21 protein-coding genes are annotated in these 24,369 nt (G+C 58.1%); 11 read left to right on the top strand and 10 right to left on the bottom strand.

All coding sequences use genetic code 11. The features are described from left to right. Positions 1–220: 220 nt before the first annotated feature. The 5 genes from ACIX8_RS05540 to ACIX8_RS05520 form a co-directional block, all read right to left on the bottom strand. Complete coding sequence (locus ACIX8_RS05540) at positions 221–1,612, bottom strand: APC family permease (RefSeq protein ID WP_014264342.1); 1,392 nt, start codon at positions 1,610–1,612, stop codon at positions 221–223. Positions 1,613–1,975: 363 nt separating this feature from the next. Beyond that, complete coding sequence (locus ACIX8_RS05535) at positions 1,976–3,436, bottom strand: rhamnulokinase (protein WP_014264341.1); 1,461 nt, start codon at positions 3,434–3,436, stop codon at positions 1,976–1,978. Further along, the gene (locus tag ACIX8_RS05530; RefSeq protein WP_014264340.1) at positions 3,433–5,634 is read right to left on the bottom strand and encodes a bifunctional rhamnulose-1-phosphate aldolase/short-chain dehydrogenase; all 2,202 of its coding nucleotides are present in this window, start codon (positions 5,632–5,634) and stop codon (positions 3,433–3,435) included. Before ACIX8_RS05530 ends, ACIX8_RS05535 begins: the two co-directional genes overlap by 4 nt. A gap of 561 nt (positions 5,635–6,195) precedes the next feature. Then, positions 6,196–7,407, bottom strand: a complete 1,212-nt coding sequence (locus ACIX8_RS05525) for a substrate-binding domain-containing protein (protein ID WP_014264339.1) — start codon at positions 7,405–7,407, stop codon at positions 6,196–6,198. A 144-nt stretch (positions 7,408–7,551) separates the two neighbouring features. Then, positions 7,552–8,745, bottom strand: coding sequence for a TIM barrel protein (locus tag ACIX8_RS05520; protein ID WP_014264338.1), 1,194 nt, complete (start codon positions 8,743–8,745; stop codon positions 7,552–7,554). Positions 8,746–8,972: 227 nt separating this feature from the next. Here ACIX8_RS05520 and ACIX8_RS05515 point away from each other — a divergent pair, with 227 nt between their 5' ends. The 8 genes from ACIX8_RS05515 to ACIX8_RS24370 all read left to right on the top strand — a co-directional run bounded on the left by ACIX8_RS05515 (position 8,973) and on the right by ACIX8_RS24370 (position 17,261). Beyond that, entirely contained in the window at positions 8,973–10,121 is a 1,149-nt protein-coding gene (locus ACIX8_RS05515) for an L-rhamnose/proton symporter RhaT (RefSeq protein ID WP_014264337.1), read from the top strand. 285 nt (positions 10,122–10,406) lie between these two features. Beyond that, positions 10,407–11,162, top strand: a complete 756-nt coding sequence (locus tag ACIX8_RS05505; protein ID WP_014264336.1) for a (Fe-S)-binding protein — start codon at positions 10,407–10,409, stop codon at positions 11,160–11,162. Beyond that, on the top strand, positions 11,159–12,670 hold the full coding sequence (locus ACIX8_RS05500) for a LutB/LldF family L-lactate oxidation iron-sulfur protein (protein WP_014264335.1): 1,512 nt from the start codon (positions 11,159–11,161) through the stop codon (positions 12,668–12,670). The genes ACIX8_RS05505 and ACIX8_RS05500 overlap by 4 nt, the downstream gene beginning before the upstream one ends. Further along, complete coding sequence (locus tag ACIX8_RS05495) at positions 12,667–13,305, top strand: LutC/YkgG family protein (protein WP_014264334.1); 639 nt, start codon at positions 12,667–12,669, stop codon at positions 13,303–13,305. Before ACIX8_RS05500 ends, ACIX8_RS05495 begins: the two co-directional genes overlap by 4 nt. A 73-nt stretch (positions 13,306–13,378) precedes the next feature. Then, the gene (locus ACIX8_RS05490; RefSeq protein WP_014264333.1) at positions 13,379–13,717 is read left to right on the top strand and encodes an L-rhamnose mutarotase; all 339 of its coding nucleotides are present in this window, start codon (positions 13,379–13,381) and stop codon (positions 13,715–13,717) included. A gap of 221 nt (positions 13,718–13,938) precedes the next feature. After that, positions 13,939–14,547 carry a hypothetical protein gene (locus tag ACIX8_RS05485; protein WP_014264332.1) on the top strand — a complete coding sequence of 203 codons (609 nt, stop codon included), beginning with the start codon at positions 13,939–13,941 and terminating at the stop codon, positions 14,545–14,547. Beyond that, entirely contained in the window at positions 14,544–15,368 is an 825-nt protein-coding gene (locus tag ACIX8_RS05480; RefSeq protein WP_014264331.1) for a hypothetical protein, read from the top strand. The genes ACIX8_RS05485 and ACIX8_RS05480 overlap by 4 nt, the downstream gene beginning before the upstream one ends. 258 nt (positions 15,369–15,626) lie before the next feature. Further along, positions 15,627–17,261 (top strand): hypothetical protein, encoded by a 1,635-nt coding sequence (locus ACIX8_RS24370; RefSeq protein ID WP_014264330.1) that lies wholly within the window; start codon positions 15,627–15,629, stop codon positions 17,259–17,261. A 238-nt stretch (positions 17,262–17,499) separates the two neighbouring features. Here ACIX8_RS24370 and ACIX8_RS25845 read toward each other — a convergent pair whose 3' ends face one another. After that, on the bottom strand, positions 17,500–17,739 hold the full coding sequence (locus tag ACIX8_RS25845) for a VOC family protein (RefSeq protein WP_052310568.1): 240 nt from the start codon (positions 17,737–17,739) through the stop codon (positions 17,500–17,502). Between the two features lie 106 nt (positions 17,740–17,845). On the opposite strand from ACIX8_RS25845, the gene ACIX8_RS05465 reads away from it, so the two are divergent. Further along, positions 17,846–18,613 carry a hypothetical protein gene (locus ACIX8_RS05465; RefSeq protein ID WP_014264329.1) on the top strand — a complete coding sequence of 256 codons (768 nt, stop codon included), beginning with the start codon at positions 17,846–17,848 and terminating at the stop codon, positions 18,611–18,613. Between the two features lie 24 nt (positions 18,614–18,637). Continuing rightward, a complete protein-coding gene (locus ACIX8_RS05460; protein ID WP_014264328.1) occupies positions 18,638–19,606 on the top strand; it encodes a TolB family protein in 969 nt (322 codons plus the stop codon). 126 nt (positions 19,607–19,732) lie between these two features. Here ACIX8_RS05460 and ACIX8_RS24365 read toward each other — a convergent pair whose 3' ends face one another. Further along, the gene (locus ACIX8_RS24365) at positions 19,733–21,625 is read right to left on the bottom strand and encodes a winged helix-turn-helix domain-containing tetratricopeptide repeat protein (RefSeq protein WP_014264327.1); all 1,893 of its coding nucleotides are present in this window, start codon (positions 21,623–21,625) and stop codon (positions 19,733–19,735) included. A 187-nt stretch (positions 21,626–21,812) separates the two neighbouring features. Here ACIX8_RS24365 and ACIX8_RS05450 point away from each other — a divergent pair, with 187 nt between their 5' ends. Beyond that, positions 21,813–22,412 carry a hypothetical protein gene (locus ACIX8_RS05450; protein ID WP_014264326.1) on the top strand — a complete coding sequence of 200 codons (600 nt, stop codon included), beginning with the start codon at positions 21,813–21,815 and terminating at the stop codon, positions 22,410–22,412. Positions 22,413–22,476: 64 nt separating this feature from the next. On the opposite strand, the gene ACIX8_RS05445 is transcribed toward ACIX8_RS05450, so the two are convergent. The 3 genes from ACIX8_RS05445 to ACIX8_RS26390 all read right to left on the bottom strand — a co-directional run bounded on the left by ACIX8_RS05445 (position 22,477) and on the right by ACIX8_RS26390 (position 24,097). Then, positions 22,477–22,842, bottom strand: a complete 366-nt coding sequence (locus ACIX8_RS05445; RefSeq protein ID WP_014264325.1) for a VOC family protein — start codon at positions 22,840–22,842, stop codon at positions 22,477–22,479. Positions 22,843–22,936: 94 nt separating this feature from the next. Continuing rightward, a complete protein-coding gene (locus ACIX8_RS05440) occupies positions 22,937–23,488 on the bottom strand; it encodes a DUF4199 domain-containing protein (protein ID WP_014264324.1) in 552 nt (183 codons plus the stop codon). A gap of 120 nt (positions 23,489–23,608) precedes the next feature. Then, on the bottom strand, positions 23,609–24,097 hold the full coding sequence (locus ACIX8_RS26390; RefSeq protein ID WP_014264323.1) for a LuxR C-terminal-related transcriptional regulator: 489 nt from the start codon (positions 24,095–24,097) through the stop codon (positions 23,609–23,611). Positions 24,098–24,369: the final 272 nt, after the last annotated feature.

The following is a 24,369-nucleotide window of genomic DNA, read 5'->3' as shown; positions in this document are numbered from 1 at the left end:
GTTTCGACGGCAGGTACAACTCCGCGCCGTGCCTCAAGGACACTTACTGAGCGATTCGACTAAATGCAAAAATGCATTTGATCGAATGGTTAAGTTCGAAGCCAGATACTGGATGAGGGCAGCAGATTGCGTCCCATGAACTGTTGCGATAACCAAAGAATAACTGAGAATTCATCTCAGGCCAATAGAAATATGCTCTTCAGGGCTCGCGCGCAGGCTTCTACGCTTCACGCCGCTTGCTGATCCCATACCAGGCCATCGCTAACACCAGGTACGCAAGGTAGATGTAAGGAAAATACCGCTGTGGCGCAGGCGGCACGGGAAAGATATTCCACAGCAGCGCAGCGATCATCGCCGCTGTAGCAACAGCGGCGAGCAAACCTGACACCACGCCCAGACGCTGCTCTCGCCGCAGATGTACGGCGAGCGCAATCGCCGCCAGCGTGTACGCCGTAAGAAAGCCAAAGACGGCGAGCGTGCCCATCCAGCCATAGATATCGGCTCCGCTGGCTCCTCGATGAGCGAGCACTCCTACAGGCACAAAGGCGAGTATCGCGGCAAGAATACTGGCCATACCGGGCGTCTCGTTCCGGGCGTGCGTCACTCCGAAACGGCTATGCGCCAAACCGTGGTGCGCCATCAGCAGCAGAACGCGCGAGGCCGCGATGACGCAGGCCAGCGTCGCCGCCAGCATGCTGACGAGCACGCCCGCATCGATGATCGGGCCGACAAACCTGACACCAGCCTGCGCGGAGAGGTAGTGAAACGGCGCGGCGCTGGCATCCAGCGTTGTGGAGGCTCCGTGGAATCCAAGCACCTCACCATACGCGCAAACGATAAAAAATAAACCCGCCAGCAGCGCACTTTGGATCACAGCGCGAGGAATCGTCTTCAGAGGTTCGCGGGCCTCCGCACCAAGGGTCGTCGCGCTCTCGAAACCCACGAAGCTAAAGATCGCCAGCATGACGCCCATCCGTACCTGCTGCGCGGAGACTCCCCGAAGGCGGACCTGCGACATGTCCAGATGCAGACCATGCTTCCACAGCGTAATGCCGACGACGAAGGTAATCAGGCATACCGAGATCGCCTCGATCCAGAGCATCATCTCCGTCGATACCTTTACATCGCGATACGCGACCGCCATCGCTCCGCCCGCCGCCACCAGCGAAAGCAGCACAGGAGACACATGCACGTGGTACTCATCGAGAAAGATATAGGCGTAGTTGAGGAAGCCTCCGATGACCGATGACGCAGTCATCACATACGCAAAGAACAGCGCCCATGCAGTAAGCGCACTCCACGCCGGAGAAAGCGACGAGCGCGTATAGCTATAGAGCGAGCCGGGCGACGCCGACTCTCGCGCAAAACTCGCCACGCACAATGCAACCAGTACGATTGCGGCCAGGGCAATCAGATAGGCGAGACCCGTACCCGCCCCACACAATCCAAAGACCAGCGGCACCGTCAGTGTAGGCGTTGTGCTGGGTGCAATCAGAGAGATGGACTGCGCCAGGGTTTCGAGCGGCGACAGCACCTGTTGCCGCAACCCATACGAGGGCGAGGTCGCTGTCTCCGGGCCGTCGCTGATCGTCGCGACCGTGGAAGAATCCATCGTTCAACCTCGCAGATAGAAGTTCGGTTAAGGACCCAGCGGACTGGGCCGGATTAACCAACTGGATGATTCGTGTGGATTCAGCATAGCGCAGTTTTTGCTGCTGCCTGTTCTTGGCGGTTAGTGCGAGGTGGTCGTTTTCGACCCTCCCCCTAAATTGTCATCTCGACCGGAGGCGGCGTTTTCTGCCGCCGCAGTGGAGAGACCTGCAGTTTGCTTGTACCAGCACCATCGCCTGTGCGAACAACCTGCAGGTCTCTCCACTCCGCATGACGACAAAACCATCATGCTCCAGTCGAGATGACAATTTAGGGGCGATTCATCCGTAAGGCACGCTATCGATGGAACCGTTTCAAGTGTGTTCTAGCTCTGCTGCGCGTTTGCGAGGCTAGCCGCCCAGACGCACGCCGGTCGCGACACCGTCTCGCCCGTCTTCTCCAGGGTTGCAAGCTGGACAGCAAAGTTGCCCAGGGTCGAGCACTCCGTACCCGCCCGCAACACTTCGAGTCCCGTAGCCTCAGCCGTCAGGCGATTCAGGAACTCATTCTGGCTTCCGCCGCCCATGAGGTAGAGCCGCCGAAAGCGCTTGCCCGTAATCTCCGCGACGCTGTGCAGCACATGCGCGTAGCGCGCCGCCAAACTGTAGAAGAGGAACGAAGCCATCTCCGCCGCGTCCTTTGCCTCGGTGCTCAACTCCGCCAACCCGCGCCGGCGAAGCTGCGCGTTGATGCGCTCCGGCATATGGCCTTGCAGCATCAGGTCAGGGTCATCCACATTTAGCACATACTCACGAGGGCCAAACGTCATCGAAGCCTCCACCAATGCCGGCAGATCGAGCGTCGTGCCCTTTGTGCTCCAGCTCTCGATGCACTGGCGCAGAAGCCACATGCCGTTCACGTTTTTATGGAAGCAGATCGTCCCATCGACGCCGCCCAGGTTGGTGAAGTTCTCTTCCCGCGCGGTAGCCGAATTCACCGGAGCCTCTAACTGCGTTCCCACCAGCGACCACGTACCCGAACTAATGTAGGCCCAGTCATCACCCGGATCGGGAATCGCCGCAATCGCCGAAGCCGTATCGTGACACGCCGGAGCGATCAGACGCGTATTCTCAAACGCTGGCAGCATCGCTAACTCGCCCTGCACTCTTCCAATGTCGGTTCCCGGAGGAACAATCGGAGGCGCATCCGCTATCGACTGCCCAAGCACAGCGAAGATCTCACTCGACCACTCGCCATCGAGGCCCACCATCTGCGTATGCGTCGCATTGGTAAGCTCCGAGACCGCGCGGCCGCCAAGCCGATGCAGAACATACTCCGGCAGGTTGAGCCAGCTGTGTTTCTTCTTCTCCACATCGTCGGCAAACATCTGGTAGACGCTATTAATGCGTAGAAGCTGGAGACCCGTAATCTCGCGCATCCGCTCAGCGGAGAGACGTTCGTGCAATACCGGCTCAGCCGCAACCGTACGCTCATCGCGATAACAAAAGGGATCGGCGATGGCCGTGCCCTGATCGTCGAGCCGCACATAGTCCACGGCCCAACCGTCAACAGCAATCGACCGTACCCCTTCAGTCGCGATCTCCGCACATTGACGCAGGCCAACATAGAGCCCCTCGAGGATCATCCCGAGATCCCACCGCAGACCATCCGCGCGTTCGACAGCGTGGTTCGCAAAGCGATGGACAAGCTGAATCCGGGGACCCTGTTCCAGCCAGCGCAGCAACGATACGCGGCAACTCTCTGCTCCCAGATCGATAGCAACCAGAGCCCGTCGGTCATTTGGAACCGGAAGAGGAAGAGTTGCCGCTGTACCGTCCACACTCATCGCAGGTACGCCTCGGTCAGGCCGCCGTCCACCGGAATCAGGTGGCCCGTCGTCACCGGCGCCTTGGGGCCGCCGACAAACAGGATCGCCTCTGCGCAGTCCTTCGGATCGATGGGCACATGCGTCAGCGTGCGCTTGGCATAGAACGCCGCCAGCAGGTTGCGGATCTCGTCATCGCTTCCGCTCTCATCGAACGGAATTCCATACTTCGTGAGCGAGGCCTTCACGCGGTCGCGCGGGAACATCGTCGATCCCTTAACCACCGTAGCCGGACTGATGCCGTTCACGCGCAGCAGCGGCGAGTACGTAATCGCCAGCTCGCGCACCAGGTGGCTCAACGCCGCCTTGCTCACGTCGTAGGCTTCGGAGCCGCGCTTGGCCACAACCGCATTGGCTGAGCTGGTCAGCACTACGCTGCCCGGAATTCCCTGTGCCTTGAAGACCTTCTGCGCTTCATCGGTGAGCAGGTAGTTAGCAGTAACGTTGATCTCCAGCGTCACACCCCACTGCGCGTCCGTGATAATACCGTCGGGCGAGGTCGGGAAGATGGCAGCGGTATTGACTAGAATATCGATGCCGCCAAAGGCCGCGATCGTCGCGTCCAGGGCGCTCTTGATCGCATCGCGCTTACGAATGTCGATCGCCGCAGCCACCGCGCACTCCTTGCCGCCGATCGCCTTGGCTTCGTCCGCAACCTTCTGCGCAGCCTCAAGCGAAAGATCCGCAACGACGATGTGCGCACCGCGTTCCGCGGCCAGCAGAACGGTCTCACGTCCGATGCCGCTAGCGCCGCCGACCACCAGGACCACGCGGCGGCTCAGTTCCTTCTCGGGAGGCTGGCGGCGAATCTTCGCCTCTTCCAGCGCCCAGTACTCGATACGGAAGGCCTCGCTCGGCGGAAGCGCTACGTAGTTCTCATGCACGCTGAACGCCGACGTCGGCGCGCAACCAGCCTGCGGCAACTCTGCAGGCAACTTGCCCTCGTCCATACTGCCCGCGCCTTCCATCACGTGGATGGCATTGATATAGAACTCACCCGTAATGCGCGACTCCGCCTTGTTCTTGCCGAAGCTGAACATACCGACGCCCGGCACAAGTACCACCGTCGGACTGGCATCGCGCATGGCCGGAGACTCCGGCGCCGCGTGGGCCTTGTAGTACTCCGCATATTCGGCGCGATAGGTCTCAAGAGCCTCATCCAGCTTGGCCTCGAGATCGGTAATGCTCCCCGTCGGATTCCAGTCGATAAACAGCGGGCGAATCTTCGTGCGGATGAAGTGGTCCGGGCAGCTCGTGCCGAGATGCGCCAGCTGCTTCGCCGAGTTCGAGTTCACGAATGCGAGCACATCCGGCGCATCCGTAAAGCTGCCGATGACCCGCTGCTTCGCCGAAACGCGGCCGCGAATCGCAGGCATCAACTGCACCGCAAGACTCTTCCGCTCTTCATGCGACGAGTACCTCGCACCGCTGAAGCTCGGTCCCTTCTTCGCTGCGTGTTCCTGGATGAACTGTCCGAGCTGATCGATGATCGTGATGGTGTTCAGATAGCTCTCGCGCTGCGTCTGTCCCCACGTAAACAGACCATGTCCGCCGAGTACGACACCGTCGCAGCCGGGTGTAGCCGCCACGGCCTTCTGCAGCATCATCGCCAGCTCAAAGCCCGGACGCTGCCACGGCACCCAGACCATCTTGTGGCCGAAGCGCTGGTTGAACTCTTCCATCTTCTCCTTGCCGTTGGCCGAGGCAGCCAGGGCAATCGCCCAATCGGGGTGCAGATGATCCACATGCGGCGCGGGCAGAAAACCATGCAGCGGCGTGTCGATCGAAGCCGCCGTCGGATTGTTATTGAACGTGCAGAGCGGATACATCGAGACGATCTCGTCTTCGAACTCAACACCCTTGTAGCTCTTGGCCAGAGACAGCACCTTGTCGAGGTACAGCGTCGCAAAGCCGGAGCGCTTGATGCTGCCCAGATCGCCGCCGGAACCCTTGACCCAGAGCACCGTCTTCTTCTGCCCGTCGAGCGGATCGATCTCTTCGATCTTCGAGCTCGTGTTGCCCCCACCGAAGTTCGTCAGTCGCAGGTCGGAGCCCAGCAGATTCGAGCGGTAGCGCAACAACTCTGGAGCGTCGAGCTTGGAAGCTACGGCTTCATCCCAGCGGTCTTCGAGGAAGTGGAGTTTGTTCGAGGTTGTCATTCTGATATCGGTTCCTGTGGTGGGTCTCGCGCCTGTTTCGCGGCGTAATGATGATTACACACCAACTATCAATAGAACAACTATTTCTATAGGGGTATTTATCCAACTCGCTCTTGCCTTTCTTTTTGTCATTCCCGCAGGGAATCTGCTTCTGTTTCGGAGAGGCAAGACTCTATCCACGAAGGAGCATGCCAGGATCTGCTATCAAACTGTTTTGTGGGGTGAAAGGTACAAACAGTTTGTTGAGGCACAAACCGGACGGGCCTGGCTTCAGCCAGGCCACCAAGGCATCGCCCAAAGGTTCCTTCCTTTCTGCCGAAGGCCGGAGTGAAGGCGTAGCCGGAGCGACTGAATTGCCTTCTTTAGCCATGGCGAGACAAGCTGCCCCAGACCAGCCCTGAATGACTTCCGTAGAAGCTAAACCACAGTTCAGAAACTCGTAGCGGGAGGACCGGAGTCCTCCCGCTCAAGATCGTGCCACTCTAGCCAGCAGATTCCCTGCGGGAATGACAGAAAGAAAAACAAAGGCAGCCATATGGGCTCTGGTGAAAGACTGCCAGGCTACGACGTCTTCCGCGCCGCGCCCTGCTTCAACTTCGGGCTGCGCTTCGGCGCGGATTTATTCTCGCCGCCCGCCTGCGAAGCCGCGGCCGCCACGGTAAGGCCAGCATCCGCTTCCAGCACACGACCCGCACGGTCCGCCGTAATAGCCCGATGCTCCACATAGTTGTATGGAGCCACTGTCTCTCCGCGCAGCAGAGCCAAGCCAAGGTCAATCAGCCTTGGACCATAGAGCCCCACCTCGTGAGAGATCGAAGCAATCGCCGGGCTTCCCGGCCGTTGCATCTCGATCAACATCTCCTCCAGGCAATCCTGTCCCACAATGGCCACGTGCTTCTCACGGTCCAGATCGCGAATGGCCGCGATAGCGCCCATCGCGCTCGTATCGTTCGCCGCCGCAATCAGGATGTGCTTGTCCTTCGGGTGGCGCTTCAAAAAGTCGAGGACCACCTTGTAGCTGATGTCGCGCATTCCCCTGCCGTCGATCCGCACGAAGCATTCGACGGGCAGATTGGGCAGCCGCGTCTTCACGCCCTCAAACGCCCCGGTGATGCGGCTCTGCACCAGTTGCCCGGCCTCCGCAAGATCGAGCCCCACCATCCAGTCGATCTCGCCGTCCCAGCGCTGCTGCGCAAACTCCGCCAGCACCCCGCCTGCCTCGCGACCCGCACGGTAGTTGTCGATGCCCAGGTACGTCGCATGAGGATGCGGAATATCCACTGCAATCAGGGGGATCTTCGCCTCGGCGATCTTGTCGGCAATAATCGGCGCTGCGTGCTCGTCCACCTGGAACTCGATGATGACGTCGACGCGCTCGCGGATAAACGTCTCCGCATTCTCAATAGCTGTCTCTGCGTTATAGCGGTTATCCAGCACCAGCAAATCGACGCCGACCGCCGCTGCCGCTTCCTTCAGGCTAACGGTCACAGCTTCGGAGAATGGCATCTCCGCACTCTGGCTGCCGAAGCCGAAGCGCAGCTTCTTGGGCCGTGCGATGTGCCGGTAGTGCCGGTCCGCCGTCTGCCCAACGTAGCCCCGATGCACCAGGGTCTTCAGAATTCGATAGACCGTCGTCTTTGAGATCTTGGTGCGCTTGTGGATCGTCTCCAGCACCATCGGCTGGTTTTCATTCTGCAGAAGCTCAAGGATATCGAGAGCCTTGGTGAGTACAGGAATCAGGTACAGCCGCTTGGTCTTTGTCTTGGGCGCCATTACAACCTCTTTAGGACTAGTTAGAAACCTACGCGTCCATTATCGGCAAGGAGCGCCAATTCCCCTAATGAATTCGTGCATCCTCAAGATGAAATTGCAATTTTGCGGCCCCTCATCCGGCACTCTACGCCCTTGACAAGGATCTCAGGCGTATGAGCTTCCGCCCCCGGCATTTTTCTCCCTGCGCTCTTCGGTGATGCGCTCGACATAGCGGCTCTCGCGCAAGGCAGCCAACGGATGGGCGGGCAGACCGCGTGCCTCACGCCACTCCGCCAGCAGAGGACGAACATCCTGCCAGAACGCCCCGCGGAAGGCTTCTTCCGCATCGACCAGGCTGCAGCTATCCTGCAGCTTTGCCAGCGTGTCCTGGTCCACCAAAGAAGCCTTCGCGTAGAGCTCCTGTGCGGTAACGACGGTCTGCACCATCGCCTCGACCTTGCCCTTCAGGTTGTGGCTCTGGTCGATCATGAACGCCGGAGACTTGAACGCCCCGCCCTTGCTCTGCTCGAACAGGATCTCGTGGAAGATACGAAAGATCTGGTACGGATCGATCGAGCCCAGCGTCAGGTCGTCATCCGCATACTTGCGGTCGTTGAAGTGGAAGCCGCCCAGTGCATTCAGTTCGATCAGCCACGCAACGATCTGCTCGATGTTCGTGCCCTGGTAGTGGTGGCCTGTATCGACCAGCACCTTTGCCTGCGGCCCGGCGCTGCGCGCGAGCTCAAGCGCCATGCCCCAGTCGGCGATGTCGGTGTGATAGAAGGCCGGCTCAAAGGGCTTGTATTCGACCAGCATGATCTGCCCCGGCGCGAGCGCGGCATGGGTTTTCGCGAGCGCTTCCTTCATCCAGCCGATACGGCGGCGCATGCTCTGCGTGCCGGGGTAGTTCGATCCGTCGGACACCCACATCGAGACCTCAGCGGCTCCCAGGGCCTTGCCGATCGCGACCGAATCCAGCAGGTGTGCGGTGGCCTTCGCACGAATCTCCGCGCTCGGGTTACAGATGGAGCCGTACTTGTACTCGGCCTCCTGGAACAGGTTCGGGTTGATCGACCCCGCACGGATGCCGGTCTTCTCGACCAGCGCCTGGATCTTCGGAGCATCGGCCACACCGTTCGGCAGGTCCCACAGCACATGCAGGGCCAGCGTCGGCGTAACCCCGGTCAGCCGATGGACCTCGGCGGCGTCGGCAAACTTCTCTTCGATATTGGTGGCCGCAGCGGCCTGGATGTACTTGCCGAAGCGCGTCCCCGTATTGGCAAAGCCCCAGGAGGGAATCTCAATGGCGAAGGTATCGAGTGCGCGAAACACCCGCTCTTTGATCGGATCGGTTGGCATGGAGCGATTCACCTCGGGCTGACGCAAAAGCGGGCCTTCTTCTCAAACGGAACTATAATACGTATTGAAACTTTTTGGCAGGAGAAATGTTACGTACTTTCTTTTACTCCCTCAAAAAGCTTCCTTCAATAGGAAAATTGTTTCTTATCGATCTCCCTATCAGTTAGGATAGCTGCGCCACCGGAAGTTGTCGAAATCAATCGCCGGAACGTGCGTTCGAGGTCAACGTGGGACCGAATCCCTTTATCGGCGTCATCTTTCACTGGCTCGGCGGTCTCTGCTCAGCCAGCAATTTCATACCGTTTCGCGGCATTAAACGCTGGTCGTGGGAGATCTACTGGATCATCCAGGGCGTTGCCGCCTGGCTGATCGCCCCGCCGCTGCTGGCCTCCATCTTCGTTCCGCACCTCTTCCGGGTGCTGCGCGCCGCTCCGGCCTCGAGCATCGGCTGGGCGATCTTCTGGGGCATTCTCTGGGGCGTCGGCGGCCTCACCTTCGGCCTGGCGATTCGCTACCTCGGCCTGGGCCTGGGCTATGCTATCGCGCTGGGCTTCTGCACGGCCTTCGGGACCCTGATCCCGCCCATCTTTCACGGCCAGATGCACACCATCATCAGCGAGCGCTCCGGGCAGGTGATCCTGTGCGGCGTCGCGATGTGCATCCTCGCCATCGCCGTCAGCGGCGCCGCCGGCTACTCCAAGGAACAGGAGATCAGCGAAGAGGACAAGGCCGCAGCCGGGGAACGCGATTTCTCGTTCGTCAAAGGCCTCATCATCGCGATCTTCGCGGGCATCATGAGCTCCTTCTTCGCCTTCGGCCTCGACGCCGGCAAGCCCATCGCCGACATCGCTCGCACCGAGTTGATCGCCGCTGGCAGCACCGATCTCTGGTCGAACCTTCCCGTCCTGATCGTCGTTCTCTGGGGAGGCTTCGTCACCAACCTCATCTGGTCGGCGATTCTGATCATTCGCAACCGCTCCATCGGCCAGTTCGCCGGCGAACCCGGCGACAACCCCATGGGCACCGCCGTCGTCACCGGCGAGACGCTGCAGGACATCGACCCCCGCCACCTCACCCAACGCATCAGCAGCAGCGTCCTCACGCGCAACTACCTGCTAGCGGCCGCTGCCGGTGTGATCTGGTACTTCCAGTTCTTCTTCTACTCCATGGGCACCACCAAGATGGGCAAGTACGACTTCGCCAGTTGGACGCTGCACATGGCGAGTATCATCATCTTCGCGAACCTATGGGGCATCGCCCTGAAAGAGTGGAAGGACACCAGCCTGCGCACGCGCCTGCTGGTCGGCTGCGGACTCGCTCTTCTCATCGGCTCGACAGTCGTGGTCGGCTACGGAAGTTATCTCAAGGTAAGTTGAGAATAGTGGCCTGGTAAGAATTCGCCTTTGCCTTTGTTTTTCTTGTTGTCATTCCCGAAGGGAATCTGCTCTTGCTTTTGCTCTTGCTTTTGCTTTTGCTTTTCTTGTTTGTCATTCCGAGCGGAGCGAGTGAACCTGCTTCCTCCCGTTCTTCGCCCGAACCGCCCGAAAGCTACAGGCAACAACCAGAAGAGCTTCACATAACATTGCTGCCACCACCAAAGAGATTAGAATCTCTTTGAAAACTGTTTTTCGCTCCTGATATACGCTCCATGGAGGAGTTCCCTGCGTATCGCGCTTTTTGTCGCCTGCTATAACGACACGCTATTCCCTCAAACCGGAATCGCCGTCACCCGTGTGATCGAACGCCTGGGCCACACCGTCGAGTTTCCCGTGCAGCAGACCTGCTGCGGGCAGATGCACTACAACACCGGCTACCATCGCGAGGCCGTGCCTCTCGTCCGCCGCTTCGTCGAGATGTTCCGCGACGCCGAAGCCGTCTGCGTCCCCTCCGCCTCCTGCGTGGCGATGATGCGCGAGCACTACGTGATGATGGCCGAAGCCGAGAACGACCCCGCCTTCCTCACGGACGTCCACAGCCTGCTGCCGCGCGTCTTCGAGTTCTCCGAGCTGCTCGTCAACCGCCTCGGCATTGAAGACGTCGGCGCCACCTTCCCGCACAGCGTCACCTATCACCCCTCCTGCCACTCGCTCCGCATGCTGCACGTCGGCGATGCCCCCGTAAAGCTGTTGCGCTCCGTCCGCGACCTCAAACTGCTGGAGCTCCCCAACAAAGAACAGTGCTGCGGCTTCGGCGGCACCTTTGCCGTGAAGAACCCCGACGTCTCCGTCGCCATGCTCACAGAGAAGGATGCCTGCGTCGTCCAGACCGGCGCGGAGATCGTGACGGCACTCGACAACTCCTGCCTGATGCAGATCTACGGCGGCCTCCATCGCTCCGGCTCGAAGGTTCGCACCATGCACCTGGCCGAGATCCTCGAGTCCATCGAGCCCATCGAGCCCACGGGAGGCCTCGCGTGAGTGTCATCGTCGGCAAGACCTCCAAAGCACCCGACTTTCCCATCGCGGCGAAGTCCGCGCTCAAGAACGATCAGCTTCGCCGCAACGTGGCTCATGCCACCAACGTCATCCGCAACAAGCGTGCACTGCGCGTAGAAGAGATGCCCGACTGGGAAGACCTCCGCCAGGCCGGCAGCGACATCAAGGCGCACACCCTCGCGCACCTCGACCACTACCTCGAAGAGTTCGCCCGCAACTGCGAGCTTGCCGGAGGCAAAGTCCACTGGGCGCGCGACGCCGACGAAGCCAACAGCATCGCGATCAATCTCATTCGCCACTACGGCGGCACGGAGCCCGGCCTCGAAGTCATCAAGGTCAAGACGATGACCTCCGACGAAGTGCAGATGAACCACGCCCTCGAAGCCGCGGGCATCAAGCCCATCGAGACCGACCTCGCCGACATGATCGTGCAGCTCGGCCACGACGAGCCCTCGCACATCGTCGTCCCGGCCCTGCACAAAAATCGCGTCGAGATCCGCGACATCTTCCGCAAGCAGATGGGCCTCCCCGAGCTCACCGAGCAGCCCGAAGACCTGACCAACGCGGCCCGCCACTACCTGCGCGACCGCTTTCTGCGCGCGAAGATCGGCATCAGCGGAGCGAACTTCGCCATCGCCGCCACCGGCTCGATCGGCGTCGTCGAGTCCGAAGGCAACGGACGCATGTGCGTCACGCTGCCCGAGGTGCTCATCACGCTGATCGGCATCGAGAAGGTCCTCCCGACCTTCGCCGACCTCGAAGTCATCCTGCAGACGCTTCCCCGCTCCGCCACCGGCGAGCGCATGAACCCCTACAACTCAATCTGGACCGGGGTCACGCCGGGCGATGGCCCGCAGGCCTTCCACGTCATCCTGCTCGACAACGGCCGCACCAAACTCCTCGAAGACGAGATCGAGCGCGAGACCCTCGCCTGCATCCGCTGCGGAGCCTGCCTCAACGCCTGCCCCGTCTATCGCGAGACCGGCGGTCACGCCTACGGCTCCATCTACTCCGGCCCCATCGGCGCGATCCTCTCGCCGCAGCTGCAGTCGCTGGAGCACTCGCGTTCCCTGCCCTTTGCGTCCACGCTCTGCGGTGCCTGTTACGAGGTCTGCCCGGTCAAGATCAACATCCCCGAGGTGCTGATCCACCTTCGCGGCCGCGTCGTTCGCGAAGACCAGAAGACGCTCGGCGGCAAGCTCTCCGCCGAGAACATCGCGATGCAAACTGTAGCGACGGTCTTTCAGGATCATCACCGCTACGAGGCCGCGCAACGCCTCGCGCGCATCGGCCAGACGATCTTCAAACGCGACGGCCAGCTCACCAACCTCCCCGGCATGGCCGGCGGCTGGACACGCTCGCGCGATCTGCGCCCCATCCCCAAGCAGAGCTTCCGCGACTGGTGGAAAGCACGCGATAAAAATAGAGAGGAAACACGCGAAAAGAAAGCCGAGGAAATACGCGAAAAGAAAGCCGAGGGAAAAGCATGACCGCCCGCGAAGAGATTCTTGCCCGCGTCCGTTCCGCGCTGCACACCGCGCCCTCCGACCCCGTGGCCGCGCACGCCCGCCTCTCACACACCTACAACCGTATCGGAAAGCTCAGTCGCGAAGCCTGCCTGGAGCTCTTCATCGACCGGCTCGTCGACTACGACAGCGAGATCCTCCAGGTCACCACCGAATCCGAGATACCGCAAGCCATCGCGCAGGCCCTGCAGCATGCAGACGAGCACCGCGCCCTCGTCGCTCCTGCGTTCCCTGCTGCCTGTCTTCCCGCAGGCTTCGAGTTCAAGCCCGACAACAATCTCCCCACCTCCGAGATCGAAGGCGTTGCAGCTGTCGTCACCACCTGCGAAGCTGCCGTGGCCGCGACCGGCACGATCATCCTGGTACACGATGGCGCTCAGGGCCGCCGCGTCATCACGCTCATGCCCGACCACCACATCTGCCTCGTGCACCGCGATCAGGTCTTCGAGCTTCTACCCGAAGCGATGACCGCCATCGCAGGCCGAACCACCAAGCCCATCACCACGATCTCCGGACCATCAGCGACCTCCGACATCGAGATGACACGCATCCGCGGCGTTCACGGCCCACGCCGCTTGACCGTGATCCTCTACGGTTGAAACGACACAACCTTGCGGGCTGATATCGACTCGCCGCATTACGAAATTACTAACGCCTCAGGAGAACAATCCCTTGCAACGCTACGCCCAGGTCATCCAACTCCGCGCCGAAGACGAAGCCGAATATATTCGCTACCACGCCGACGTCTGGCCCAGCGTACTTGAAAGAATTGCCGACTGCGGCATTCGTAACTACAGCATCTTTCTGCGCAACGGTGTGCTGTTCGCCTACTTCGAGTACCACGGCACCGATTACGAAGCCGACATGCTCAAGATGGCAGCAGACCCCGAGACCCAGCGCTGGTGGAAGATCATGGACCCGATGCAAGCCCAGATGCCCGATGCCCTGCCGGGCGAGAAGTGGTCACCCTTGCGCGAGGTGTTTCACTTCGACGGGCCTCCGGTGAAGTAGCGAGGCTGCTACGAAACTCGTAGCCCTCCCGTCACTAAACCCTCAAACAGATCACATCCCAAAAGCCGACTTCTGCGGATTTAGTCCACTGGCCCCGTTTCACACGCCTCCTCAATAGTTATCAAGGAGGTTAGCGAGTCTTAGTAGCATTGCAGTTTATGATTGCTGCAACGATTTGGTGGCCAGCAGCGACAACTCAGTAGCAAGAACGAGGTCTGTCTATGAAGTACGAGGAATTTAAAGAAGAGATCAAGGCGATCGCTGAAATCGCCGATTCTGTCCCCCAGTCCTTCAAAGAGCGTTGCTTTGAAGTCCTTTTGCAAAACCTGCTCGCTTCCACACCAAGCACAGCCACAGCGGCCCTTCCGCCAGTGCAACAGCCGCCAGCAGATACGAACGACGTGAAACCGCCAGTTGGCGTAAACGGGACAATACCCACACCTTCACAGGTTAAGGTGCTCATGCAGAAAACGGGTTTGACGCAGGAGGACCTTTCGGCTGTGCTGATGTATGAGGATCAAAGCGTTCTCTTCGTTCATGAGCCCCAGACAACCAAGGTCGCAAGAGGCCAAGTGGAGTGGGCTTTGCTATTGGCACTCAAGAACGGCATAGAATCCAATGTCCTCTCTGCAGATCCCGAGAAAATACGTTCGGTCTGCCAAGAGAAAGGTTTCTACGATAAGGCGAACTTCATCAAGAATTTCAAGGGTACAACCACAGCCGGATATTTTACGGGTGCGATGGAAGCCCAAGGTGAAGCGCAAAAGCTGACGACAGAGGGCATGAAGGAACTGGCGAAAGTAGTGAAAGATTTATCGGCGGCTTCATGAAAGGGCCGCTACTAGAAAAGTTGGAAGCGTTCAAGAAAGAGCTGCAGCTGCTTAAGAAGCTGGTCACAGCTGTGCCAGGTGAACGAATCAACCGAAACAACATAAGCAAACAGGCAAACGCGATCGCTGATATGTGGGTCGAAGAGATGCGCAGCCCGCTTGAACATAAGGCTAAACTTCCTGCCGCCCTAATCGAAAAAACGGCGGAAGATATGAAAAGACTTCATGTCCTGAGCAGACCAAACAATCTTAAAAGCTCATATTTGGCCGTCATCGATCGAACGTTGAAGAAGTTCGAAGATAAATTCGTTTTACCCATCAAACAGAGTGCCACGGAAGTCGAAAGCATCTTCGACCTGCAAAAGCTGGTCCCTAGTCTTGCTAATCCAGACGAATCGGAATACCTGAAAGAAGCGATCGAATGTGCGGAACAGGGGCATCGGCGCGCCGCGATAGTTTTAGGTTGGTGCGCCGCTATCGATAAGGTTCAGCAAAAGATCCTTCGTCTTGGTCTTGATAAATTCAACGCAACTTCGCGAAAGCTAAAAGCTCAGACTGCGGGTAAATATAAGCGATGGAATAAGGAGTTCGCGGTCACGACCCTTGCAGAACTGCAAACCATCTTCGATACCGATTTGATCGTCATTCTAGAAGGATTAGAACTCCTAGATGGGAATGAAGCGGAGCGAATGGAAACATGTTTTCAATATAGGAATCACAGTGCCCATCCAGGCGCGGCGCCGATCGAAGAGCCCAACGTTGTCGCGTTCTTCTCCGATATCAGCGCAATCGTGCTCCAGAATCCGAAGTTAAATTCATAAAACGAATGCGCTACTTGCAGAGTCTTTTGGGACTTCGTGTTTTGCCCAATCCAATACCTAGCCTCGGGCTTTCTCGTTACTCCCAATAAACGCGCATTTCGTCAGTTGACAATTACTGATGAGATGCCGACTTGTCGGTACTAATCTAGCCTCGATGAGCGCATTGGCGATGGCGTCAACCCATTGTGCCCCCTTAGGTCCGTAAAGAGAGGAAGCGCACGAAACCGCGACGAGGCATCTTGGGAGTAAACTCCTGATATGGCGGAAGAAGATCTGAGTTTTGCAGGTTTTATTGCGGAAATTGACGGGTTAGGCAAAGGCGAGTGGACCACCGTCTACTCCTCCCGAGATGGCGTTGATGGGGTGGCCATCTACTCTGCACTCATAAAGAACACCCTCGTAAAGATGGCGCTAAAACATCCCTCATGGGACATCCAGATTGGGGATGGCGGCCCTGGCCTAGAGTCCAGCTTTAGAGACGGAAAAGAACAGACTCGCTACGTTCGCTCTTCGGATAAAGGAGTAGAACCACTTGTATTGAATCGTAGTTTTCACGACATTAGACCCGGCTATTGGGAAATCTCTGAAGACTTCCGTCTTTATTTCAACCTCTATGATGACAAGTCGAGTCGCAAGCTTTTGCGTATAGACGATAACGGTGACGAGCACGAAGCGGTCCTAATGAAGAATGACGAAATCAAGATCAAAACCTTCTTGATCCGTCAGTATCTGACTGTTCGCAAGATGAAATTGGCGATATTTTTTGACTACCACCTGTTTTCTCCGAGAACAATTGAAGAGCTCGGCATCGAAGAGGATTCGGTAGAAAAGAAGGGAGCAGGATTCATCTACTCTGTTAGCGTCGGTCGGTCGATGGGTTTCTCAGATGACACAAAGAAGTCCCACGGGCGACTTCTCGGAAAGAAGCTCGTTTCCAGCGATTCTTCATTCAAACCGGACATTTTGGGGCGCCAGAAAAAGCAGTACATAGATTTCATCATTGGTGCGGATGACAACGGCAGGGAAACTCTATTCACCTGCAACGAAGCGGAGCTTTCAAACTACTTTGGGGCAAATCCGGGGGCGCCGCACTATTTGACGCCAGTGTGTTTCCGAAAAGAGGTGCTGAACAAGTACTATTCGCAGCCGGAAAAATACACGGTGAGTGATGGGTATCTGTCCTGTGGCGCTCTGTGGAGCCTTCATATCGACAACAATCAACCTGAAGCGGTCATGGTTTTTCTTGGTGATCTTGGCCACCTTTCTCACACAGAGCAGATGTATTGGCGCGGATTTAATCTTCCTTCCGGGAATATGAGCAGGGTTGCGTTCAAGAGGAGTATTCTCGGCCAATTCACAACTCCTCAGACTGCCGATCTTTACTTCAAGCAAAAGTTTTTAGCCTTTAACGAGTACTGGAAAAAGAAGTTCGGCTGGGAACTTTTCAGGTCATTGATCGGCAAGGATGAGTACGCCTTCAAGATCCTTCGCGTTCCCCTGACCAACGATCAACGAGAGTTTGACGAGCAGATCGCAACGCTCACAAAAGTGTTTATCGATTCTCTGAACGAGAAAGAGCTCGCAAAGGGAATCACGAACAAAGAAAATGCGAAAGGCTTGGACAAATTTGAAACATGGTTACAATCACAGCATTTTCGCAGTGATCCAATGATGCAGTTTTTGCGCAAGCTCCAGGCGTTGCGCTCGGCGAGCACGGCCCACCGAAAGGGAGACAACTACGAAAAGCTAAAGCCATTTTTTGAAATGGGGGAAAAAGAATTAGCCGATGTTCTCGAAGACATTCTCATTAAGTGCGTTTGGACCCTCAGAACGCTCGAAAAGTATTTCCTGCCGAACATACCTACGGAAGAAGACGTCGACTACGACGATTAGTTTTGTATGGGGCCACAACTTGTTGAATCCAAACCTTTGCGGTGCATCGTAGTCGCGCCCCTGTCTTCGAAGTGATCCATAAAGGCTGAAGGATTTGGGTTTACGGGAAGCAACCCACAGGCGTTCTTGAGTGGCATAACTGCTCAAGCGACGTGGACGGATTAGTACCGGGAGACGCCCTTCGCATCAGTTGTGGATTGAACCCCTATTTATGAGGATCATCTGGGTCGACTCGGCATCATTCCGTCGCGACAGACTGCCAAAGCTCGACACGATTTCCTTCCGGGTCGGTGATCCAGCCGAACTTTCCGAAGTCATAGCCTTCGCGCTTTGGATCGACCGTGACGCCTTCCTCGATCAAACGATCCAGCACACCATCCAGGTCGTCCACCTGCAGATTGATCATCGCTTTCTGCGGCTGCGGGAAGTAGGCATTGTCTTGTTGGAAAAGGGCGAAGCCGAATACATTCGCTGTCACGCCGATGTCTGGCCCGGCGTACTTGAAAGAAATCGCTTGACCGTCGATCCGTAGTGTGTGCAGATTCGTGGCAACTTCTCACCACCATCTGCTAGAGTGCTCTTCGATGAGAAAAAATGCTTTTCGTGCTGCGTATGCATTACTCCTTGGACCACTCAGCCTTCTGTCCATCGCACAGCAGCCGCAGGTACCTGACTGGGCGCTGCCCGGCTCGGCGACGCATAAGCAGGTGCCTCCGCCTGCCGATTTTCACCGCCCCAGCCGGATCGACAATACGCCCCTGGGCATCTTCGATGGGCAGGCAGACGTGGGTGGCGCGCTTGTGGCAGGCAGCGGCCAATTTGACCAATCCAGCGGGCAATACACGGTGACCTCGGCCGGATACAACATCTGGTACCAGCGGGACGAGTTCCATTTTCTCTTCAAAAAGCTGTCCGGCGATGTGTCTCTTGCGGCGAGTACCAGTTTTCCGAAGACAGAGGGTTACGGCGATCGCAAGGTCGTGCTGATGATCCGGCAGACACTTGAGGACGACTCGAAGGAAGCCATGCTGGGCATGCACGGCACCGGCATGATTCACCTGGCCGGCCGTCCGGAAAAAGGCGCGCAGATGAGCGACATGCAATATCGCTTCGGAGGTACGCTCAACCAAGTGATCGCGCAGCGGATAGGAATCGAGAAGAAGGGCGATGAGGTCACGATTTACGCGTCGATCAAGGGTGAGCCGATGCACCCGCTCGGTCCTCCGCTGACAATCCACTTTGACGCACCGTTTTATGTTGGCATTGGCTTCTGTTCGCATCTCCCAACCACGCCTGACACGGGAGTCTTCTCTCACGTGCTGCTCGTCAACAAAGCAGGCAAGGTCGAATAACTGGAATTCAACGAAAAGGATCTGATGATGATGAAGTTTGTCTCAAGGCTGGCGGCTACTGCCACGTTTTCACTTGCTTTCGCTTCGATGGCTCATGGGGCGGAAGCACCTATGCGCAGCCGCATCTATGTCTACGACCTGCGCACACACTCGTCAAAGCTCATTTTTACCGCCGACACCATCTGGGAGGCTCCCAATTGGTCTCCTGATGGCAAGTATCTGATCTCGAACTCGGGTGGCATGATTCATAAGCTGAACTTCAAGAATGACGGCACGGTAGAAGAGTCGGAGAAGTTGAAGATTCCCGAGGACTATCACTGCAACAATGACAAAGCTCTTTCGCCGGATGGCAAGTGGCTGGCCTTTTCGGCGTCGCAGGGCGAAGAGCATGGGTCGGAGGTATATCTCGCCCATGCCGATGGCAGTGAAGTGAAGCAGATGACGAACGTGTCGCCGAGCTACTTCCACGGCTGGTCGCCTGACAGCAAGACCATCGCGTACGTGGCGCAACGGCCGGTGGGCGGCAAGCAGTACGATATCTACGGGCAGCCTGCGACGGGCGGTGAAGAGACCCGACTGACCTCAAGCCCCGGACAGGACGATGGCCCGGACTATTCTCCTGACGGCAAGTGGATTTATATCAACTCCAACAGGTCCGACAAGGAAGAGGTCTGGCGCTTCCCGGCGACCGGAGCAGGAGAGAACGACGCGAAGGCCGAGAGGATCGTGAGCGACTCGATGCAGGACTGGTTCCCGCACATCTCGCCGGATGGCAAAAGGCTGGTTTACATTGCTTATCCGGCCGACGTGACGACTCACGATCCGCGCAATGTGCATATCGTCTTCAAGCTGGTGGACATCCACAACAACAAGGTCTCGAAGTCACAGAAGGTGCTGGTAGAAGCGTCGGGCGGACAGGGCAGCATGAATGTGAACTCATGGGCTCCCGACTCGATGCGCTTTGCGTATGTAACGTATGAGCCTTTGCAGTAGTACGTATTGCGAAGGTGATCTGACGATCGCTTATCTTGAACAATTTCGGCGTAGCAATCGATACCCGTGCGCCAGATTGCGGGACTGGGGCCCGTTTAGCGGCAGCAATCTCAAGGCGCGGTTCGTCTACTGATGCATGCGTGTCAGGAGAGCGGCATAGCGGGAATCGTGGCGGACGGAATCGAATAGTGGGTCCACGCGGATGAGTGCCATGTAGAAGCAGTGGCTGTCGAGCGCGTGTTGGAACGATTCGAAGGCATGGTCGAGTTGGTTGATGCGAAGATCATCGATGCCGATCTCGTAAGCGGTGCAAGGGTGGGCTGTGGTGGTGAGGAGACCGCGGGTGCGCGCGCGCCAATAGGACTGCCATCCGTACTGCCGATACACACCAAGAAGAGCGGCGATGTCGAGCTGTGGCTGTCCCTCGTGCAGCGCTGTCAGATCATGCTGCACGGCCTGGTCGTGATCGCCCTTCTGCTCGTAGATGAGACTCATGTAGTTGTCGATGGAGGCGGGCCGTTGTTCCATCTCGGCGGCGCGCTGTATTTGAGCGAGTGCGGCATCGTACTGGCGGGCAAGGTAGAGAGTAGCGCCCAACCGGCGGTTGACGAGGAAAGATAGCGGATCGAGCTGAAGAGCGCGGCGCATGTGAGTGACGGCATCCTGCGGACGGCCTACGGCGTCGAGGTAAACAGCGTACTTGAACTCGGCAATCGAGTCGTTGGGATTGAGGGAGATGCCGCGGGTGAGGTTCTGTTCGGCTGCCGTCCAGTCCCACTGGTAGATGGTTTGGACGCTACCGAGCGCCGTGTAGGCCTCGCCGTTCTGCGGGTCGAGCTGGATGGCGCGCTGGGCGGCGGCGATGGCTTTGGGCATGACCTGTTCGGGTGTACCGATGCCGAAGGTAGTGGCGGCATCGAGCGCTGAGGCGTAGCTGGCGTAGGCGGAGGCGTAGGTGGGGTCCAGGGCCATGGCCTGCTGAAACGACTCGAGGCTGTGAGAGAGGTCCTGCTTATTGAGGAAGTAGCGACCGCGGAGATAGGCGTCGTACGCGGCGGGGTTGACGGGCGTGCGCGGCGCGGGAGCGGCGAGGACAAAGCGGGCCTGGGTGGCGATCTGCTGGGCAACACTGTCCTGGAGGGAAAGAACGTCGGAGGCAGGGCCTTCGAAGGACTGCGCCCAGAGGTGGCGGTCGGTGCGAGCGTCTATGAGCTGGGCGGTGATGCGGATGCGGTCCCCGGAGCGGACGATGGAGCCTTCGACAATGGCGTCGACGTCGAGTTGGCGGACGATGTCGGCAAGCGAGCGGTGGGAGTCCTTGCTGGCCATCACGGAGGTGCGGGAGACAACGCGAAGGTTGGGAATGCGGGCAAGCTCAGTGATGAGCTCGTCTGTCATGCCGTCGGCAAAGTACTCCTGGGAGGGGTCGCCGGAGAGGTTTTGGAGAGGCAGCACGGCAAGCGAGCCGATGGTGGAGCGACCTGGTCGATGGAGGAAGCGGGCAGCGAATGGATGAGGGCCGACGGTGAGTATCGCAATTGCGATGAGAACGAAGGCACACAGGACGGCGACCAGCCAGAATCTTTGCCGGGGTCGAACAGTCGACGGGATGGAGGGCGCAGCGAAGATCTCCGGCCGAGCAGGAGGCTCGATCGGAACATCAGGAGATTGGGTCGGCTCGGTAACCTCTGGCTCAACCGCCGTAACGGTCGCGATGAACCGGTAACCAGATCCGGAGATTGTCTGCACAAACTGCGGCAGGTCGGGGCCATCCCCCAGGGTCTGGCGAATTTTGCGGATTGCCGTGTTGATTCCGTGTTCGATGTCGACGAAGACTTCCTGCTCCCACAGGCACTTGGCGATCTCATCACGGGTAACGATCTGGCCATGCTTGGTGACCAGGAGGACGAGGAGTTCGAGAGGTTTCCGCTCGAGTTTGAGCCTGCGACCTGCTTGGCTAAGCTCAAATCTGCCGCAATCAAGGCGGAATTCGCCGAACTGATAGACGGCAAAGGACACCTGCTTCCTCCAATGAGGCATGAAGTATAGCATTCATGCAAATCAGCGCGAACGGTACCCATTTAGATTGAATTACTTAGGTCTTCACCTTTCTTCACCTCTGAATTTACCTTCCTCCATTGTTCCCGAAGTCGGACTCGCGTCTCATCTGACTCGAGCCGGCAGATTCCCGGCTGAGGAGGAAGTGATGAAAGCAATAACTATGAAAATCGTGCCGGTGCTGAGCGCGCTGGCGTTTGCAACTGTGCTTGTTCCCTACGCACATGCCGGGTGCGGCCAGTATCGTCCCGCGTCATTCAATGCAAGTTCGCAGCATCAGTTCAGTTCGCCGTACCTCTTGCGGGCGTCGTTTCCCGGTGAGGATGAGGCCACCACAATCGTCGGGACCTGGAAAGAGCATTGGATCTCCGAGGGCAGTAGTGGGATCCCGGACGGCACCGAGATTGACGCTGGCTACGCTCAGTGGCACAGTGACGGCACCGAGATCAACGTCTCTGGTCTGCGCTCACCCCTGACCGGCGACGTTTGCCTCGGCGAATGGAAAAGAACTGGCGCGCGGTCTTATCAGTTGAACCACTTTGGCGTCTCCTACGACTCCACAGGAGTCAACCTGGTCGGTCCCGCCCGCATTCAGCAATGGCTAACTCTTGATGAGAAAGGGAATGCCACCTCGGGAAAATTCACCATCGATCAGTGGGACGAGTCGGGCACCCTTCTCGCTCACATCCAGGGCACAGTCACCGGAACCAGAGTAACTATGGAAACCGGATTCGAGAAAGTTGAGTAAGTCGAATCCTGACTGGCAATCGCGGGTCTCGCTCGGCGGTGACTAGGCCGAGGCGAGATCCGCATCATTCAGTTGGGCTCGGCTGCCAAAGCTCGACACGATTTCCTTCCGGGTCGGTGATCCAGCCGAACTTTCCAAAGTCATAGCTCTCGCGTTTGGGATCGACCGTGACGCCTTCCTCGATCAAACGGTCCAGCACACCATCCAGATCATCCACCTGCAGATTGATCATCGCTTTCTGTGGCGGCGGAAAGTAGGCATTGTCTTGTTTGAAAAAGGAGAAGACGACCTGAGGGTGTTGCGTCGGGGCGGGAAACCCGAATGCTCCCTCGGACTTCACCAGGCCGAGATGCCGCTCGTACCATTGATACAGAGCCTTTGGATCATCCGCTCGCAAAAAGATACCGCCAAAGCCAGTGATTGAAGCCATGCTGCCTCCTATGAGAACGATGTGTTTGGGGTGGAAGACGGAAGATCGGGGCCTACGCCCCAGCCTTTTGATTTCCCGCCTTTGATTTATTGATCTATGGGGTCATGACTGCGGAAGTTGCCGTCGGTTCGACAGGGGCTCTGCGGCGAAGGATCGCAGCAGAGAGGAGAGTGATGATAAGGCCGACGGGCAGGGGCTCCATAGCGGTGTAGGCCATGTTGACGAAGGGGTTCTGGTAGAGCTGCTGAGAGTGCTGGATGGCTGCGACCCTCGCGGCGGTGGTGGCGGGGTCAAGCCCGGAGGACTGGACCTTGTGAATCTGCGCGGCGAAGTAGCTGTCCATGAAGTGGGGCATGAAGTTGAAGTAGAGGACCTCCCACGTGGCGACGTAGCAAACGGTGGTGATGAGAGTGATGAGGATGCCGCAGGCGAAGGCGCGGCCGAAGGAGATTTGGCCGGCCAGGGTGTTGTCGCGATAGCTGCGGATGCCGAAGTAGACCAGCAGGAACGACGCCACCATGTTGGCGTAGCCGAGAAGCAGGCTGTGGCCGGAGCCGATCTTGTCGGCAAGGAGAACCGAGCCGTCCATAAGGACGGAGATGATGAGGCCGGAGATGAGGCCGAAGATGAGGACTGTTTTCTTCATGTGAGGCTCCTGGAGCGAATGAGGATGCAGTCACGATGCGGTAGAACAGGGCCGAATGTCGTCACCCTTTCGGATGATTTTGCAGGGATGGAGCGAAAATCGTGCTTTCGGGTGACGCGGTCACGGCAGGAGGCCTAGTTCTTTGCCGCGCTGGACGGCCTGGGTGCGGCGGGCGGCTCCAAGCTTGTCGAAGGCGCGGGCACAGTGTGTCTTGACGGTGTTTTCGGAGACGAAGAGCTGCGTGGCGATCTCGCGATTGCTGAAGCCGCGGGCGATCAGGGTGAGGGTTTCGAGCTCGCGTGCCGTAATGCCGAGGGTCTGCTGCTGGGCCGTATTGGGAGCGAAGGGTTCGGGAGCCGGAGCTTCCGCAGGGACAAGCACCTCCCTCACCACGACCGTTTCGCGGATGGTTTCGCGATTGCGCGTGATGCGGAAGCCAAGCCAGATGCCGAAGGCCGCAAAGAGGATGGCGACGAGCGCGCTGTAGAGCTCGACGGAGTGCTCGATAACGACGAAGCGGTATTCGGTGTATTGGAGGGTGGCGATGAGGACGCCGCCGACGAGACCGAAGATGAGGACGTGGCGCTTCATGATGGGGATTGTGTCCATAGCTTACACCTGGAGAATCACAGTGCGAGCGTCAACCACAACGCCAAGTGGTAGATGTGTCCTGCAACGCGAACTAGAAATCCGCACGTAAGCCTTTGCTTGAAGTTCCGCATTGGCTGTTCAGTTTGCGCATCAGCAACTTAAAAAACAATTGGCTACGCTGAATCGGGTTCATCATCGTATCCAATTGCGCTGTGATCCCCGAACCGTTTATATTCAGCCAAACACTTTTTCCCGTGCAGGCCACAAAGCCTGTGCGGCCCTCTCCACAG

It is taken from the genome of Granulicella mallensis MP5ACTX8, from assembly GCF_000178955.2.
GTDB lineage: Bacteria > Acidobacteriota > Terriglobia > Terriglobales > Acidobacteriaceae > Granulicella > Granulicella mallensis.
This window is presented reverse-complemented; position numbering and strand designations above follow the sequence as displayed.